This is a genomic window from Xanthomonas sp. JAI131 (genome assembly GCF_013410075.1).
Classification (GTDB): domain Bacteria; phylum Pseudomonadota; class Gammaproteobacteria; order Xanthomonadales; family Xanthomonadaceae; genus Xanthomonas_A; species Xanthomonas_A bonasiae.
This window is the reverse complement of sequence record NZ_JACCCN010000002.1, coordinates 1,313,378-1,330,462: the sequence shown is the minus strand read 5'-3', so window position 1 is coordinate 1,330,462 and position 17,085 is coordinate 1,313,378. Positions and strand designations below refer to the sequence as shown.

The following is a 17,085-nucleotide window of genomic DNA, read 5'->3' as shown; positions in this document are numbered from 1 at the left end:
ATGGCCGCCACCTTGTCCGTGCCGCGGCGCCTGCCGCTCACCGTGATCGATTCGCAGCAGCCGGTGGCGGAGGAGGCGCACGCGCACCACGACGATGCGGACGCCGGCCCGCGTACGCTGGGCGCGCCGGCGCCGTGCCTGCTGTTCGTCGGCGATACGCCGATCAGCGAGGCGGACATCGCGCAGGAGATGCAGTTCCACCGCGCGATGCGGCCGCAGGTGTCGCGCGCGGCCGCGGCGCGCGCGCTGGTGGTGCGCGAACTGCTGCGCCGCGAGTGCGAGCGACTGGGATTGGCGGCGCAAGTGCCTGCCGACGGGCGCGAATCGGCTGAGGAGGCCACGATCCGCCTGCTGCTCGAAGGCGAGGTCGAGCAGCGGGTGCCAGACGAGCAGGCCTGCGCGCGGTACTACGCGCAGAACGCCGAGCGCTTCCGCTCGCCGGACCGGGTCAAGGCCAGACATATCCTGTTCGCGGCGCCGGCCGACGATGTGGGCGGGCGCCACGAGGCGCGCCGCCGCGGCGAGGGCCTGATTGCCGAGCTGCAGCAACGCCCGGAGCTGTTCGCCGACTTCGCCATGCGCCATTCCGACTGCCCCTCGCGCGAGCAGGGCGGCGAGCTGGGCTGGCTGCAGCGCGGGCAGACCACGCCGGAGTTCGACCGCCAACTGTTCCGCCTGCGCCAGGGCCTGGCCGGGTTTCCGGTGGAATCGCGCTGGGGCTATCACGTCGTCGTCGTCGACGACATCGAGCCGGGCCTGCCGCAGACCTTCGAGCAGGTGCATCGGCGGATCGCCGACTACCTCGAACTGCAGTCGCGGCAACGCGATCTGCAACGCTACCTGCAGCTGTTGCAGGAACGCTACGGGGTGAGCGGCCTGGATGCCATCGAGGCGGAAGCGGAGGCCTGAGCCGGCATGGCCTCCCGCCATCCCTCCAACCGCCCAAGATGCAGGCAGGCGTGCCTGCGTCTTTCACTACGAATGCAGGCCATGCGATGAACGCCGTCCTTCCCTCCGCTGCCCAGCAGCAGCGCGCCTTGTGGCTCAGTACCTTCGCCTTCACCACATGCTTCGCGGTATGGATGATCTTCTCGATCATCGGCATCCAGATCAAGCAGCAACTGGGACTCAACGACACCCAGTTCGGCCTGCTCATCGCCACGCCGGTACTGAGCGGTTCGCTGATCCGGGTAAACCTGGGCGTGCTGACCGACCAGATCGGCGGCCGACGCCTGCTGGCCGCGGTGATGTTGTGCGGGGCGGCGTCCACCTGGCTGCTGACCTATGCGCGCAGCTACCCGCAGTTCCTGTTGGCGGCGCTGTTCGTCGGCATCGCCGGCGGCGCGTTCTCGGTCGGCGTCGCCTACGTCTCCAAGTGGTTCCCGGCGGCGAAGCAGGGCACCGCGCTGGGCGTATTCGGCGCCGGCAACATCGGTGCGGCCGTGACCAAGCTTCTGGCGCCAATGCTGATGGTGGCGGCCGGCTGGACCACGGTGGCGAAGGTATGGGCAGTGGCGCTGGCGGTGATGGCGGTGATCTTCTATCTGTGCACCCAGGAAGATCCCTCGCAGGCCGAACGCAAGCGCTCGGGCGTCAAGCCGATGTCGTTCCGCGAGCAGATGCGGCCGCTGGCGAAGCTGCAGGTCTGGCGCTTCTCGCTCTACTACTTCTTCGTGTTCGGCGCGTTCGTGGCGTTGGCGTTGTGGTTGCCGCGCTACCTGATCGGCGCCTACGGCATGGACATCCGCCAGGCCGGCCTGGTCGCGGCCTGCTATTCGATCCCGGCGAGCCTGTTCCGCATCGCCGGCGGCCTGCTGTCGGACCGCTATGGCGCGCGCCGGGTGATGTACTGGACGCTGAGCGTGTCGGTGGTGTGCACCTTCCTGCTGGCGTACCCGGATACCCGCTACGTGATCAAGGGCGTCGACGGCGACATCGCTTTCCACCTGGCGATCGGCGTAGTCCCGTTCACCGTGCTGGTGTTCGTGCTCGGCTTCTTCATGTCGCTGGGCAAGGCCGCGGTGTTCAAGCACATTCCGGCCTACTACCCGCAGCACGTCGGCGCGGTCGGCGGCGTGGTCGGCATGATCGGCGGGCTGGGGGGCTTCGTGCTGCCGATCGCCTTCGGTGCGATGAACGACCTGATCGGGGTGTGGACCAGCTGCTTCATGCTGTTGTTCGTGCTGGTGAGCATCGCCCTGGCGTGGATGCACTTCGCGGTCCGGCGCATGGAGCATCGCCAGCATCCCGGCCTGCGCGCGCAGACCGACCTGCCGGAGATCGCCGAGGCCGCCGCCGCAGCGAACGCACCTCTGGCCTGAACCGCCTGCAGCGACGCCTGAGACAGGACGGCGCCCACGGTTGCGGGGCGAACCGGTCGGGCTGCGCCGCATCCGGAACGTCGGCGCATCCGTTCGCGACACTGCTCGCCCCGGCACACGGTCGACACCCGAGCGCGATCGTCGCGTTCGAGCGCCGACTTGATCTTGATCAGGGCCTAGCTGGCAAGTGGCCGCTAACGTGTCCGGCATGGAATGCTCCCCGTTCGCGATCGACCGGACTGCGCTGGCACGCTACCTGCCTGCAGCACCGCACTGGCCGTTGCATCCTGCTTGCGCGCACTACGTCTGCGGCTTCGGCGATGCCGATTTCGCCAAGACGGTGCGGGTCGGCAACGACTACCTGATCCCGCGCTCGCTGACGTTGTGCTTCGGCGCTCCGCGGGGCGGGTCGCCGATCGCGCCGGGCGAGTACCTGCACTGCCTGTTGCGCGCGCTGGCGCGGACCGCGGCGCTGTTCGACGAGGATCGCGAAGTGTTGTACATCGTGCTGGGCGAAGGCTTGCCCGAGCTGATCGGCTGCGGCGGCGTGGCGCGTCTGCTCAATGCGATCCCGCAGTCGCTGCGCACGGTCGCACGCGCGGAAGTGGCGGTGCTGTTGCGGCCAGGCAATCCGGTGGCGGTGCGCTCGCTGGTGGCCGCGGGCTGTACCCGCGGAGTACTGCTCGACGACGGCACCGCGTCCGCGGCGTCGCGGCTGGCCGCGCGCGAGGCAATCGCCGGCGCCGGCTTTGCCGCCACCGGTCACGTGCTGGCCGGATACCCGGATGCCTTGCGGGTGGAGGAGGTATTGGCGTGGCGACCGGATCGGGTGGGACTGGCCTGGCTGGCAGCGGTCGGTCCCACGCTACCGCGCTTGCTGGCCGATGCGGTGCAAGGGCTCGGCGAGGCCGGATATGCGCCTGCCGGGGCGGACACCTTCGCCGTGGCGCCCAGCCCACCCTGGCGCTGCGGCAGCCGTGCGCAGTACTGCGACCTGACCGGGACGGTGCGCGCCGAGCGTACCGACCTGATCGGCATCGGTGCGGGGGCGGAGAGCCAGCTGGGCGAGGTGTTCTGCCAGGCGATCGGCGATCCGGCGCGCTGGTGCGCGGCCGTCGCCGCCGGGCGGCTGGGCATCGAGCGCGGGCTGGTGCAATCGCAGGACGAGGCCATGCGCGCGGAGATCATGCAGTCGCTGGCCTGCGACTACCGGCTGGATGCGCGGGCGATGCAACGCACCGATGCCATGCCGTTCCACGACGATTTCGCGCTGGCGCTGGCGCGGCTGCGACCGCTGGAGGAGCAGGGACTGGTCAGCTGGAACGACCAGGTGCTGTCGCTGTCATTCACCGGCACGCTCCTATGGCGTATCGTTGCCGCATGTTTTCAGCATCCAGCGTCGGCTCTCTAGCCGGTAACCCGTCGCCGCATTGCGGCATCCTCGTTCGCGTGTCCAGGTGCGGCCGATGACGTCGTCCGCTCCCCCGCTCAATCCGGCCGCGTCGAGCGATGGCGACGAGCTGCGCTTCTGCTCGACCTGCGCGTTCTCCGATGCCTGCATCTCGCAGGGCTACGACAAGTCGATGCTCTCCGAACTGCATGTGCTGGTGGATCATGTCGGCCCGTTCCATGCCGGCGACTACATCTTCCGCACCGGCGAGGAATTCCGCGCCATCGCCGCGGTCCGGGCCGGCATGGTCAAGACCTTCGTCAACGACAGCAACGGCAACGAGCAGGTACTGGGCTTCAGCCTGCCGGGCGAAGTGATCGGCCTCAACGCGATCCATTCCTCGCGCTTTCCCTGCAACGCTGTGGCGCTGGACACGGTGCTGCTGTGCCAGTTCTCCTTTCCCAAGATGACCCTGCTGGCCTCGCGCATGCCGGGCCTGCAGGCCAAGCTGTTCAGCCTGCTCAGCGCGGAGATCGGCAAGGCGTCGATGCTGGCCGCCGACTACCGCACCGAAGAGCGCATGGCCGCATTCCTGCTCGACCTGTCGCGGCGCTACGCGCAGCGCGGCTTCTCGGCCACGCGTTTCAACCTGACCATGGCGCGCACCGAGATCGCCAACTACCTGCGCATGGCGCCGGAAACGGTCAGCCGCGTGCTGCGCCGGCTCGGCGACGACGGCATCATCGCGATCAAGCAGCGCGAAGTGGTGTTACGCGATCCGGCGCGGCTGGAGGCGTTCGCGTCCGGCGGGGGAGCCCCGTAGCCAGATGCTTCTAGATCGCGCCGCTCGCGTCGCGGCCAGCGACACGTGCCGCATGCGCTGTCTTGCGCGTTCCTGCAATGCACGAATGTGAGCCCCGGTCCGCTTGACTGCGGTCAAGGCGGTGCCGCGTACCGCGGCCTACAGTGTCCGTGTCCCGGATGCGACCGCAGTTGCGCGGCGCGACGGTGCATGCACGAGAGACCGCCATGTCCATCCATTCCGAAACGCCGCTGACGGCGGAACGCATCGCACTGATGCAGGCCGCGTTGCGAACCACCGATCCTGGCGCCGAACTCAGCGTCGATCGGGCCAGCGGCCAGCTCGACATCGTGACCTCGCTGCCGGCGCACGAGGTGCTGGCGGTGCTCGGCAGGTTCGGCGCGAAGCCCGAACTGGTCGCCGATGGCAATGCGCCAGCTGACGGTGGCGGCTGCTGCGGGTGCTGTGGCGGATGAACGCGCGGCGGGACGCGGCATCCGCGCGCGCCACCGCCACGCCGGTTGCGTCGCCACCTAGGCACACGAGCGCACTCCACCCGCCGAGATCGCGCCGGCTGCCGATCTGTCCCAATCGCAACGGCAGCGCCATGCGGCAATGCCTGATCTGCGATGTCGGCGCGCTCTGCCTGGCCCGTGGTCACGAGCAGCGCGTGCACGACATGCACCTGCATGTCGTGCACAGCGGCCCGTACCCGGCGGGCGCCTGCCTGTTCCACGAAGGCGATCCGATGTCGGCGTTGCTGGTGGTGCGCAGCGGCACGGTCAAACTGGTCGTCGGCGCGCCGTCGGGCGAGGAACAGATCCTCGGTTTCGCGATGCCCGGAGACGTGATCGGGCTGGACGCCATCCACGCCGAACGCCACGGCTGCAGCGCGCGCGTGCTTGAGGCCACATCGCTGTGCCGCCTGCCGCTGGCGACGGTCACGCGGTTGACCGAGACCGTTCCCGGCCTGCAGCGCAACCTGTTGGACCTGCTCAGCCGCCACCTCGATCGGAGTACCCGCCTGCTGATCGGGCGCTACGAGGCAGACCAGCGCCTGGCTGCCTTCCTCATGCTGCTGTCGCAGCACGCGCAACGGCGCGGGCTGTCCGCGCAGCGGCTGCACCTGGGAATGCCGCGTACGGACATCGCCAACTACCTGCGGCTCACTCCGGAAACCGTGAGCCGCACATTCCGGCGCTTGCAGTTGCGGCGGCTGATCGACGTGAGCAGGCGCGAGCTGCAACTGCTCGACCTGGCGGCGTTGCATCAGATGGGTGGCGCGCTGCTGCCGGTCTGACGCGCCATGGTGCGCCGGTCGCCTTTGGCGACGCGGGGTTTACGAAGCATGCCAGTGGGCGCGCCCCGCCCGCGATGGTGGCGCTCAGCCGCCCTTGCCGTCGCGGCGCGGACTCAGGGAGATGCGGCCGATCCGGGCTACCCAGGGAGCCAGCGCCAGCAGCCAGCCGACGGCGGCGGCCACCTGCCAGCGCAACGGGTCCGGTGTCAGTTCGGCGACGACCCGCATCATGGCCACACCCTGGATCGCGGCGAACGCGAACCAGGCAACCGGCGGCATCGTCAGCGGCCGGCCGGAATGGCCTTGCGTCACCCGCGTCACCATCGCCACCAGCAGACTGCCGAACAGGCCGATGGACAAGGCGTGGATCGGCGCACGACCCAGCAGCAACTGCCCGGTGAGCAGACAGCCCACGCTCTGTACTACGTATAGCGCGTAGGTGACCGGCAACCAGACCATGCCGATGAACAGCGCGGCCAGCAGACCGGGCATGCGGCCGCGTGGCCACCAGCGCCATAGCGCGTACGCGGCGAGCGCAAGCGCAGGCGCGTCGGCCAGCCATAGCGAGGCGTCGGCGCCGGCCAGGGCCAGCGCCAGGTGCGCGAGCAGCGTTGCCCACATCGCAGCCAGCCACCACAGTGGGCGCCACGCCACGTAACCCGGCACCGCGTTGCCGGCGAAGAACGGGAACATGCGATGGGCGACGCTCAGGTACAGCGGCAGCAGCAGGCCGAAGCTGCCCAACGCGACGTTGATCGCCATCAGCCTGCTCTCGCCGGCGGCCACGCCCGCGAACGCCAGCAGGCCCAGCCAGCCAAGCAACAACGCCGCGTAGCACGAGTATGCGTGCCAGGTACGGCCGCGCTCGGCCTTCAGCAGCCCGCCCAGCACCACCAGCGCGCCGCTCCAGCCGGCGATGGCCAGCGCCAGTCCCAACCACAGGCCCGGCGCCCAGCCCAGCATCGCCAGCAGCAGCGCCGCCTGTCCGCCGAACAGCCCGGCGCCGATCGGCACATAGCGTCGGCGCGGCAGTTCCGGCAGTCCCATCCAGCGCGGGAACACGGTCAGCAGGAAGCCGAACACGAAACTGGGCAGCACCAGGTACTGCATCGCCAATGCGTGCAGCCAACCGGCCGGCAACGGTGTTTGCGGCAGCGACCAGCCGCCGTGCAGGCCGGCCAGCCACAGGGCCCACCAGGCCATCAGCAGCAACAGGTTGCCCGCGCCGACGAAGAACAGCAGCCGATGCGGCGCGCGCGCCAGCATGGCCGGAGAAGGATGCGCGTGGGACGCGGGTAGGTTAGGCATGGCCGCTAGTTTCCAGTCGCGGCCCGGGCGTGTCCTTGACCTTGGTCAGGCGCCGCCGCGATACCTGGCGGCGGTCTGTAAGAGGCGCTCGCGACCGCTTCGCTAAGCCCACGTGCGGGCAGGTCAATTGCACGATTGCCGGACTGCGTCCCCTGTCGACGGGAAGGCACAGGTGCACCAGGGTGCCCTGCCAAACATCCCGTTGCCAGTACCGCGGCGGAATGAAGCCGAACAAGCTGATGGTAGCGATCACCGTCAACGAGGGGGCGGTGTCAAGTTTGGGTGCTGAATTCCAATCTGAGCGCAGGATGTCCAGGGCTGCCCAAGAACGTCCTACCAAGTGGTTGAACAATAGTGAGTCAAATTGCGAGTCAAAGTGGTGGACCGTCCTGATGAAGTTTTAATTTTTACAATGGCTTGTAGGGTTAATTCGGTTGCTGGTGGGCCACCACAAACATGCAAAAGCGATTGCATGTTGTCTGCTCTTCAAGATGAGCGGACGTTGGAAGTGAGCCTGACCCCACTCTTGTACGGCCTTACTTCCTTTCAGGCTGAGAGGCGAAGCCAGCGAATACGGTGCCATTGAAATAGCGGGGCTTGAGGGCTTAGAGCATATACGCAAGCGTTCTGATGTCACTTGGCTTGGAGAGAGCGCGGTGCCCATCGCGGTGCTGCACGAGCTCTCACACATTCTAGAAGTCACCAGAGCTTCGGACAATGAGGATCCTTGACCATGAAGGCTATGAAATGACTCTATGGACCGGCGATCTTCCGAATGGATACGGCTAGCGCTTTCCAGATTGCGACCATCGCCAAGGCAGTGCCGCGGCTTTCGAAGAAACTGCGATACGCACGCAAGGGCAGCTGCTAGGGCTCGACCGTATCGCCGGCAACGTCGGTGAAGTAGAGCTGGTGGGTGATCAGCGCCAGTTCCTCGCATGAGTGTGCCCGAATGCCGATGCCATGTTCGGCTTTGACACGTTCGAACAGGTGGTAGGGCTCCAGTTCACGGGCAGAGAGCAAAATCACCCGGCGTCGATGCTCGTCGTTCAACACGCTGGCGATCGCGATCTCCTCTTTCGTGAACGGCGCGAGCTTGATGTACGCCACGTAAGTCTGGAATCGATCCGATGGGAAGGCATCGGCGATGCGGCGCAGATTTTCGACGTCGCGCCGGAACTCATCCGGTTCGATGCGGCCACGGTCCTTGCATTCGCCGAGGATGACGGAGGTGCGCTTCGGATAGGTATTCATCTGCACCCACACGAAGTCGACCTCGCAGTCAGGATGTTGCGGGTCGTTGCGGGGCTTCAGGTCGATCGAGGGAGAGTAGACGCAGGAACTGAACGCCCGGTCCAGGTTTGCATCCAGCTGCTGCAGCGTCAGCACCACGGGAATAGCCCCTTGTGCGTTGCGCTCCGCACCCAGCACGCCTGAGCGCCGGAAACGCCACTCGCTGGCCAACAGTTGGCCAGTCGCGTCATAGTCGTGACCGCACAGTTCACAGCTGATCTGCTGCTTGAGTACGTCGAGCGCGACCCAGCTCCTCATTCCGCATTGCGGGCAATCCAGGTCGACGCCGATCCTGAACAGTCCCGCGTCCACCATGGCCGCGAAGACGTGAGGAGGCGTCAGCTTCTGCTCGATCGGGCGTGGCCCGAGGAAGAGATCGACGTGCGCGCCGAACGTGCCCCTCAGTTCCTCGCTGGTCTTTCCCGAAATCGTCGCAAGCGCAACCTCCCTGGAGAACGTCGCCCGGGGGCCGAAGGACCTCAACAACTCCCTGGCTCCAGGAATCTTGAATACGCGCGCGCCCTGCAGGCCTCCCAGTTGCGTCAGCAGCTGTCGGGCGATGCGTCCGCTGTTGCTCAGCGTGCTGTTGTAACCCGCCAACGCGAAGATGCGTCTGATCAGTTCAGCGACTGGCATTGCGTTGAGAAACGCATCGTGATCGGCGGCATCGATGATGAGCCCGACCTGCTCCGGCTCGACGCGCAGCTTATCGTGCTCGAAATGCATGGTCCGGGCGTAGAAATGATTGAGCTCCGGAACGTATGGAACATGGAACGTGTGCTGTTGATCGCCGAAGAGGCCGCCGATCAGCGACACAGAGGCAACGAGGTGCTGATGCATGTAATGCGGGTGTCCGTGGTAGGGCTTCTCTGTCAGCGCGAAGCTCACGCGTGGCACGCCGCGTTCGCTTCCGATGACGCCCAGCGTCGACGCTTCTCCAAGGCGCATGACCGGTGGTACGACCGCGCTTCCGGACCAGAATCCCTCCCCGACGCTGTGCACGATCAGCCGCCTGTTCTCGAACAGTTGGTCGACTTGCGCGGCATCGCCGCGTGACCAAACGCCCAGGCCCGCGTCCGCGTCCATGCTGTGTTGCGCCATCTCCTGGATGATGGCCTCCATCTGCGGTATCAGACCTGCGTAGCGATCAAGGTGGGCGGTGTCGAGAAACCACAGGGGGACGTCGCAGGCGCGGATGTTCCAGTAACAGATGAGGTCCTCAAGATCGCCTGCGTCGCCGATAAAGAAGCCGGGCGTTTCCCAGCCGGGGCGCACCGTGTAGTGACGCCCAATCGCGAATCTACACACCGATGACAGGCTCGGGCGCCGCAGGAAATCGCCAGGTATCGCCGCGTCCTGCTGCAGCGCTACCGTGATCGGGTCCAGCAGTTCCTCGACCATCGCTGCGTAGTCGACGCCGACTTCCTCAACGTCCGGATACCTGCCGAACTGCATCAAGAACACGTCCGCCAGCGGATCGTCGCCTTGCCACTCGTACTTGCACAGACCCATATCCTTGAACTGGGTCCACTCGGGCTTGTTGTGCCAATGCGCAGCGGTGTTGAAGATATCGAGCACCCTCGAGAAGTTTCGCCACCGCGCTTGTTTGACGAAGATAGAGCCGCCGTGGAACGAAGGCTTCAGGTGGGGAAAGCGCTCGGCGAACTCTCGGACTTCCAGGCTGTCGCCCAGCGGCCAAACGACATCCAGACGGAATAGCTCGACCTGTTGCCGGGCTTCCTCCTCGTTGTCGACGATCAGAATTGGATTGAAGCGTCCACCCCAGAGGACGTGGGAGTAGCGTACCGCCCTTCGAAACCCCTCCAGGTCGTCCGCGCGAACCGCCCAGCCGATGCGCAAGGGCCGGTAGCACAGATTGACTCGTACGGTGTCGGCCATGTTCTCCTTGTTCGGTTCGTCTACATCATTATTTGGATATTGTCGGTTTACTTCAGTGCAGGACGATACTTGACTGGTGTTGGCGTTGTTGTGCGCGCTCCCCGGATTCGCTTCCCCGTACGTTCTGGAGCGCGGCAAGTTGCTGGTGGAACTTTCGAGCTCCGCAGCAATCCTTCGGGAAAAAACGGCTCTTGATCCAGGCGTCGCTGGCCGCGCGAAACCCGGAGCCCGGCCGCCTGCGGGGGCGGCGCAAAGGCCCATAAGTTCCTGCATGCTGTCGCTTCAGACGCGGCTGCGGACGAAGCGCCTGGTCGCGTCGTTGCGCCGAATCTCGAAGCAGATGTAGGGGCTGGTCGCAAGAGCTTTCGACAACTGCACGGCCTCACGCTCTTCGAGATAGGCCATGGCCGGGTTTAGGCGCCGCGGCTCCCATCCGTAGCGCTGGCCGATCTGATCGGGCGCCCTGGGAAAGCTGGCATCGTTGACGGTATCCGCAGCGAGCCTAAGTGCATCCTCGGCCGGGTTCCAAGGCTTCCAGTAGCGGTCGAATTCGGCATAGAACGTATCCCGGACAATCACCGTGCCGTAGTCGATCTTGAGCCAGCGCCGCAGTTCGTAGAGCGCGTCGGTGACGTCTTCGCGGGACAACGAAGTGTGTTGTGCGATGCACTCCTCGTCGTCGCTGACGTCGCCGAACTCCCCGTTGTGGCTTTTCTTGACGAAGTACTCGGCGATCGCCATCGCCGCCGACGTGTAGCGGGTCTTCGGCAGCAAAGTCTGGGCAGGGGCTCGCCCTAAAGCAGGCTTTCGCGAGATGCCATGGATGTCGTTGATCAACTGCTGGATTTGGGTTAGCTCCCGGTCTATCTCGGGCGAAAGCGAGCCGGCCAGCAGCGGCGGCAGCCGGGATGCCTCCAGTCCATGGCGCAGGCCGATGAACTTGGCGCCCCGGCCGAGCTTCTGGACGAAGCCCGCATCCATCTCTTCCTGCACCCAGGGCCGGCTGATCGATGTAGGAGTCAGCAGGACGATGAAGTGCGTGCAGTCGCCAATACCCTGGTCGATCTTGCGACGCAGGCTATCGCCCATCATGATCTCCCACTCCGACCACCACGTCGATATGCCATTTCGCTGCAAGGCTTCCGCAATTCGTCTTGCCAGGTCGTGATCCTCCCAGCCGAAGCTTAGGAAGACTTTCGGCGGAATTTCTGCGCCGGTCTGGTCGCGTTCGTTATCCTCCACATCGGCCTCCACGTTAAGATCCTGGCGCACTTGATCCAGGACGGCAGGTGTCCCCTCGATGCGCAAACTCATGTCGTCTAAGTGCTCGCCGTCGACGATCACGGTGGCGAACCGCCCGGTTTCCGGATCGCGAACAGAAGCCACCCGTTCGCGCAGGTGGTCGTCCACCAGCTTTGCGGCGGCCTTGTGCAACGCCTTCTGGAAGTCATCGGCCTTGAACGGCTTCCCGTTGAACTTCATGACCATATCCGTCCTCCGTGAGCAGATCGTGCCTGAAACAGGAGGACCAATCCATACGCGGGACATCCCGGCTTTCCGGCGAGGATTTCAGGCGTCCCGAGGGACGGCCGGCGGCATCCCGCGCTGATACATGACAGCTTCGGTCCCGGAGCGCCTGCGCGTTGCGCTTGCCATGACGTTGCAGAGTCGTCCGTGCCGCGTTGGCGTGGCGCTGCGCCGATCCAGCGCGCCATCGAGGCCGGCAACGCCGAGACTGGCGTGTGTCTGAAGCAGATGGAAGCCGGACTGGACACCGCCCTGGGCTGCTGGCGCAGATCACCGCGATCGGCCAGCGGGAGACCGGACCAGCTGCGCGACCGCCTAGCCACCGTGCTGGCCGAAGGCCTGGGCGTGCTGCACGCCGGCCTGACCCCTCTGCCATGAAAGCAACCGGAGGAGGGTGCCGCTTACGCCCGCAAGTTCCCTGGCTTGATTGGCGGGTCTAGCGCGCCTGTAGCGCAGCTGAGGGCGTGATGCCTGCATCCTGCTAGCCGGAAATGCATGGCAATACGGCAATGCATGGTGGACGGGCGTGGGCAGGTCCTTGGCGGACATCTTAGGCCTTTAGATCGCGGACAATTTATGCTTACAAGAACACAAGCGCAGCGCCTAAGGGGCGAAGATTCTCCTGTAGGCGCCGAGCCGGGTTTAAGTGATCAGGTCAGGGATTTGATGCCATTCGAGAATGCGTCGATTGCAGCTAACAGTTCGCGGCGCGGCTTGCAGTCGTTGTAGCCCTCTTCAACGATGGCTTTGGCGCGCGCCAAGCCTGCGAGGTTCTGGGCCTTGGAGTTGAAGCGCTCCAAGTGTTGCTGACCGTAGTAGGCCTCATACCCCAGATCACTGCCGCGATGTTCAACGTTCGCCCAGTCCTCAAGCTTTGAACGGTAGTGTATCCGCAGCCGATCATTGACTTTGGAGGACAACTTCACGCCATTGATCCGCATAAGCAGCGCGCCCAGTTCCATGTGTAGCTCTGTCGACATCGTTTGGGATGGACGCCACCGCGAGCGGATGCCAAATCCGCCGCCATAGGGGGTCGCGCCGTTGCGAGTAGAATAGGATGCGCTAGGGATCGGCCGGCGTGCCTTGCCGTTGTCGGTGCGCTTGGGGCTCACGAACGCGTCGCCCATTGCTCCGGCTTTGATAAGCCAAGGCTTGGGCATCGCATATGGCTCCAGTCCAGTAACCGCTTTGGCTACTCGATCTAGTAGTGCTTGATTGTTACTAACCAGCGTCGGAACAGTATCACCTGGGTTATAGATGCCATCCCATGGCAGCTTCATCTCGAAAAATCCATTCATGGCAAGCCAGCTTGCGCGCGCAGCAACGTCATGGGCTAGCCGCCCTGGATACGGCTCATCAAGCATGGCGACCGCATTCGATCCGGGATCAAACCACCACGATGGGTGATCGTGACCTGGCAGGCTATTGAGCGCCCGCAGCTGGTTCCTATGGGCCTGCAGGTTCACTGGTTGAAGCCCAGATATCTCCATGAAGCGCAGGCACCGTTCGGCTTTGACCAGAAGCTTCCGCGCGGACGTTTGTGAATCGGCCAGCGTCAGGTGCTCTAAGTGGTCTTCATACTCCATTGTGAAACCTTCGAGTCCACGCGCTTCGGCAACTCGCTGTTTGGCGACCACTAAGGGAAGTGGGCGGGACAGATTCACCTGCAGGACTTCGCGGCCACAAGATGGGCGTGGCGTGCCACTTATGGCGCCTTCGTTAGGAGTGCTTCCATTGGTTGCGCCGGACTGCCGGTCGTACCAATGGATGGAGAGATAGGCCGGGAATAGGTTTTGGGCTATAACGGCAGAGAGCGCTTTGCGCGCATGCACAAACGTTTCATAACCAGCCTGTTTGCTGGCAACGTCGAGTGCGTCAGTGTGAGAGACATTCTTCTCGCGCTTGATCTTCTTGGCGAGAGCTTTGATGCCGTCCACAGTGGACGGACGAATGCTGGCAATGTGCATGCGCTTCGGTCCTCGGGCCTATTGCACAACGCACCGTCGCGCTGCTTTAGGCCTGACGAAAGGGCATGTCGGCCAAATGGGTACCGGTAGTGCTCTAGGAGCTTCGTGAGACGGTGTCATGCGCCTACCATGCGCCCCGCCAAAATAGCACTTTGCGCGAGGAGTGTCAATTCGTCGTATGGATGACTCTCCGCACACCCTCATCCCTTTGATCTAGAAGGGGGCCGACCTAGCGATTTTTTGCTGGACTGATTTTGAAGATGTCGATCTGTAACTTGGAGTCCAAGTGATCACGGCTTAAAAACGAAAGTAGGTGCTGCGTGGGCCGTGAGAAGCTGATAGATCGTGAGCGTTTTGATTCCACCCAATTTTATTGCGGCATCAGGAATGGGGATTTCTCGTTTTTTATCCGGGTTGGATAACTCTTGAGTAACGATCTCAAATCCGTGAGTCTTTGCATACGCAAGCAAAAATGCGTCGGCTAAATCAGCACTTGCGAACTTTGCCTTTGCCGCATCAAAGTAGTGCTTGTCATTAATCGCCCATGCTTGGACATCGCCATAGGTTTTCATTACGGCTAGATCGCCGACGTCATCCAGAAAGAATCCAACTGGCATATTAATAGCCCAATCTCGACCGAGATCTCCTTTCTTCCCCTTCAAAAGCTCATCGCGAACTTTCTTGATGCTGAAGATTACGCCAGCGTTGTACCCAGCTTCTACCCAGTCCCAGAAGCCCTTGCAAAATGCGAAGTCATAGTGAAAGTTCTTCCCTTGAATAAAGACGTTTGCATCTATGATGAATTTCTTAGCCATTCTTCACGCGCCCCTTCGCCAAAGCCACCACCGTGTCAGGCTTAACGTTGAGTAAGCCCGCAGCTTCTCTTAGAAGCGTATGGCCACTCATCGCCTCAGAAACAACCACCCGCGTAAATCGTTTGCTGTTTCTGATCGGGATGGTCATCAGCGCAGATGGCGTCCCCACCGCGCGGGGCGCGCGCGCGGCTTTTGCCACCATGTTGTAGAAATCTTGGTCGACGAACCCGTGATCGAATGCCCTTCTGGCAATGACCAAACGACTGACCCTGTAATGAGTGGCTAACTGAGCAAGGTTATCTGGCCCATCCCAGCGTTCCTTAAAGTCCATGGAAGGCACCAGTAGCTCGCCAGCCACTGCGTTGCACACTCTTTCAGTGTTGGCCGTGGGCTTCGGCGCGAGGTCGGTGACGCCAGTTATCCCCAGCCACACGTGCGCCAACTCATGCATGAGCGTAAAGATGGCAGCGACTTCAGCATCTCGACCATTCACGAACACGACGGGTGCTACGGGGTGAGTAAGTGCGAAGCCCCTGAACTCTTTTTCAGAGAGAGCTCTTTTCGTTGCTCCCTTTACATAACTAGTCTTGATAACAAGTATGCCTGCAGCCTCAGCCTTGGCACTCAGTTTCGAGAAGTAGATAGCTGCATCAGGGCTGCCACTGCGATCCCGATCTTCAAGTTTCATGACGGCACGCATGTCTGTAACTATATCGCCAACCCTGCGGACACCGGCGCCTTCGAACTTTCCAACGAATGGAAGCGATTTGGCCCCGGAATCGCTAAGGTAGTCCGCGTACCAAGCCTGTTTTGCTAGAGCGTCTTCTAAAACTTCGTAGAAATCATCACTCAAAGGGACCGCATTCTGAATTTGTCGTAGATCAGGAATCGAGGGGCGCTTAAGCTCCGGCGGCTCGGACAGAAACATATAGCCAAAAGGTACCTTGGCCTTTTTTGCGAGCTTGACTATTTGAGAAGACGTAAGCTCGCCAGCCGCTATTCGCTTGCGGTCAGCGTCTCGCTTTGCGATGGATTCGGCGAAGGAATGCAGAGTGTATCCAGCTCGTTCCGTGGCCCAATCAAGCACTTCCCGAGAGAGCTTCACGGGTTCCAAGGTTTGCGCTGCCGTCTGGGGGTGTCTCTGCGCATTACACCATATTTCGTCCCAAGTATTGAGACTCACCTAGGTAGCGGACGTCAGGATCAAGTTGACTTAGTCGGTAGTCAGCCCGGACTGAATTCCTGAAGATGTCTACAGGTGACCTGCTTTAAGCGTTGACAGCTTCTTTTAGCCGAGCAACTATCGGCGTGCTACGGCAAATTCCGCAGCCGGGTTTGGTCTCCCGAAATCACTTGGCGACTCCCACTCGAATGGAGGACGTCATGTCCGGTAGTGCTGCCGCTCGTTCAAAGACCAAATCCCCTCGCCGCGCCGCCAAGGCGCCGCCCTGTTGGCTCAAGCTTGAATCCCCGGACCCCTTGGATGCGATTGCCGCCGAGCCGCTGCCTGGTGCAGCGTCGGCACCGCCTGTGTGCCCCGATGCCGGCGAGGTCGCGGCACCCAGGCGCTCGGTCCCGCGCCGGCCCACGCAATGCACCATCGGCTATCGCTACTACGATGTGGACCGCAATGGCATGCGGGTCGGGCGGCAGGTGCCCAGCCTGCGCTTGCATGGCCTGTGGCTGGAAGGCCTGGGCTTCGCGGTGGGCGGCAAGGTGCGCATCACGATGGCCAATGGCGCCCTGCTGATCACGGCCGTGCCGGTGGCGCCGCTGCCTGTGGCGAAGAAGCGACGCAGGTTCGAGGTGGCGCCGTAGCCGCTCGGTTCTGACGGTGGCGTTGCTGGGGTGGCCGGCTGGCGCCGAATCGCTCGAGGGGTGGAGGCGGCGCGGTGCTGGCCGCATCGTCACTACACGCCGTCCCCATTGACGGAGTCGCCTCCTCGTACGGCGTACATCGCCGTCCCCTGCGGGCAATACGCATGCTGTGCGGCGATTGGCTGCCCCCCAATCACCGCAGAAAGTGCGGCGATTGTGCCTGCGGCGAATTGCTCAATCGTCACCGCTTCACGCGGGACGAAACACCCCGTATCCAGCAACGCAAGGACTGGCCGGCAGTGGGTGGGTCTACCTGAATATCAGTTATTTGAACTTTATTCGTTTTACGGGTATTTTGCGGTTAGCTGGATAACGGGTACTGCTCTGATGCCAAAACGCCACGTTCTGGTCACCGCGACGCAGCTTGGCGCGACGCTGCAGGCCGCACGCAAGGCCCAGGGACTGACCCAGTCTGCACTGGCCGGCCGTCTAGGCCTGAGCCAGTCGCGGGTTTCCCATCTGGAACTGAACGCCCACGCGTTGAGCGTCGAACAACTCTTGGCCTGGTGCGCGGCGCTGGGGTTGGAACTGACTATCGGCATCCGCGGCGACCCCACCGCCGCCAACGCGCAAGCGGAGTGGTGA

At 63.4% G+C, this 17,085-nt stretch carries 14 protein-coding genes and 1 pseudogene; 9 read left to right on the top strand and 6 right to left on the bottom strand.

Annotation, left to right across the window (positions count from 1 at the left end; translation table 11 throughout):
• The 6 genes from HDC36_RS12280 to HDC36_RS12255 all read left to right on the top strand — a co-directional run bounded on the left by HDC36_RS12280 (position 1) and on the right by HDC36_RS12255 (position 5,813).
• Complete coding sequence (locus HDC36_RS12280) at positions 1 to 909, top strand: peptidylprolyl isomerase (RefSeq protein WP_179567626.1); 909 nt, start codon at positions 1 to 3, stop codon at positions 907 to 909.
• Between the two features lie 86 nt (positions 910 to 995).
• On the top strand, positions 996 to 2,321 hold the full coding sequence (locus tag HDC36_RS12275; RefSeq protein ID WP_179567624.1) for a nitrate/nitrite transporter: 1,326 nt from the start codon (positions 996 to 998) through the stop codon (positions 2,319 to 2,321).
• Positions 2,322 to 2,529: 208 nt separating this feature from the next.
• A complete protein-coding gene (locus HDC36_RS12270; RefSeq protein WP_179567622.1) occupies positions 2,530 to 3,732 on the top strand; it encodes a coproporphyrinogen III oxidase in 1,203 nt (400 codons plus the stop codon).
• Between the two features lie 55 nt (positions 3,733 to 3,787).
• Entirely contained in the window at positions 3,788 to 4,534 is a 747-nt protein-coding gene (locus tag HDC36_RS12265) for a helix-turn-helix domain-containing protein (RefSeq protein ID WP_179567620.1), read from the top strand.
• 206 nt (positions 4,535 to 4,740) lie between these two features.
• Positions 4,741 to 4,989 (top strand): hypothetical protein, encoded by a 249-nt coding sequence (locus HDC36_RS12260; RefSeq protein ID WP_179567618.1) that lies wholly within the window; start codon positions 4,741 to 4,743, stop codon positions 4,987 to 4,989.
• Positions 4,986 to 5,813: a cyclic nucleotide-binding domain-containing protein gene (locus tag HDC36_RS12255; RefSeq protein ID WP_179567616.1), complete on the top strand. Its 828-nt coding sequence runs from the start codon at positions 4,986 to 4,988 to the stop codon at positions 5,811 to 5,813. The genes HDC36_RS12260 and HDC36_RS12255 overlap by 4 nt, the downstream gene beginning before the upstream one ends.
• An 84-nt stretch (positions 5,814 to 5,897) precedes the next feature.
• Here HDC36_RS12255 and HDC36_RS12250 read toward each other — a convergent pair whose 3' ends face one another.
• The 3 genes from HDC36_RS12250 to HDC36_RS12240 form a co-directional block, all read right to left on the bottom strand.
• Complete coding sequence (locus HDC36_RS12250; RefSeq protein ID WP_179567614.1) at positions 5,898 to 7,121, bottom strand: NnrS family protein; 1,224 nt, start codon at positions 7,119 to 7,121, stop codon at positions 5,898 to 5,900.
• 867 nt (positions 7,122 to 7,988) lie between these two features.
• On the bottom strand, positions 7,989 to 10,313 hold the full coding sequence (locus HDC36_RS12245; RefSeq protein WP_179567612.1) for a hypothetical protein: 2,325 nt from the start codon (positions 10,311 to 10,313) through the stop codon (positions 7,989 to 7,991).
• A 282-nt stretch (positions 10,314 to 10,595) separates the two neighbouring features.
• Entirely contained in the window at positions 10,596 to 11,795 is a 1,200-nt protein-coding gene (locus HDC36_RS12240) for a toll/interleukin-1 receptor domain-containing protein (protein WP_206230873.1), read from the bottom strand.
• A 168-nt stretch (positions 11,796 to 11,963) separates the two neighbouring features.
• Between HDC36_RS12240 and HDC36_RS12235 the strand changes: the two are divergent.
• A pseudogene (locus HDC36_RS12235) lies at positions 11,964 to 12,215 on the top strand (formyltransferase family protein); the annotation flags it as partial.
• 275 nt (positions 12,216 to 12,490) lie between these two features.
• On the opposite strand, the gene HDC36_RS12230 reads toward HDC36_RS12235, so the two are convergent.
• The 3 genes from HDC36_RS12230 to HDC36_RS12220 all read right to left on the bottom strand — a co-directional run bounded on the left by HDC36_RS12230 (position 12,491) and on the right by HDC36_RS12220 (position 15,727).
• Entirely contained in the window at positions 12,491 to 13,807 is a 1,317-nt protein-coding gene (locus HDC36_RS12230; protein WP_179567608.1) for a DUF5623 domain-containing protein, read from the bottom strand.
• Positions 13,808 to 14,097: 290 nt separating this feature from the next.
• Positions 14,098 to 14,622 (bottom strand): DUF4411 family protein, encoded by a 525-nt coding sequence (locus HDC36_RS12225; protein ID WP_179567606.1) that lies wholly within the window; start codon positions 14,620 to 14,622, stop codon positions 14,098 to 14,100.
• Positions 14,615 to 15,727, bottom strand: a complete 1,113-nt coding sequence (locus tag HDC36_RS12220; RefSeq protein WP_179568079.1) for an ImmA/IrrE family metallo-endopeptidase — start codon at positions 15,725 to 15,727, stop codon at positions 14,615 to 14,617. Before HDC36_RS12220 ends, HDC36_RS12225 begins: the two co-directional genes overlap by 8 nt.
• 278 nt (positions 15,728 to 16,005) lie before the next feature.
• Between HDC36_RS12220 and HDC36_RS12215 the strand changes: the two genes are divergently transcribed.
• Positions 16,006 to 16,440: a SymE family type I addiction module toxin gene (locus HDC36_RS12215; protein WP_179567604.1), complete on the top strand. Its 435-nt coding sequence runs from the start codon at positions 16,006 to 16,008 to the stop codon at positions 16,438 to 16,440.
• A 387-nt stretch (positions 16,441 to 16,827) separates the two neighbouring features.
• The gene (locus HDC36_RS12210) at positions 16,828 to 17,085 is read left to right on the top strand and encodes a helix-turn-helix transcriptional regulator (protein ID WP_179567602.1); all 258 of its coding nucleotides are present in this window, start codon (positions 16,828 to 16,830) and stop codon (positions 17,083 to 17,085) included.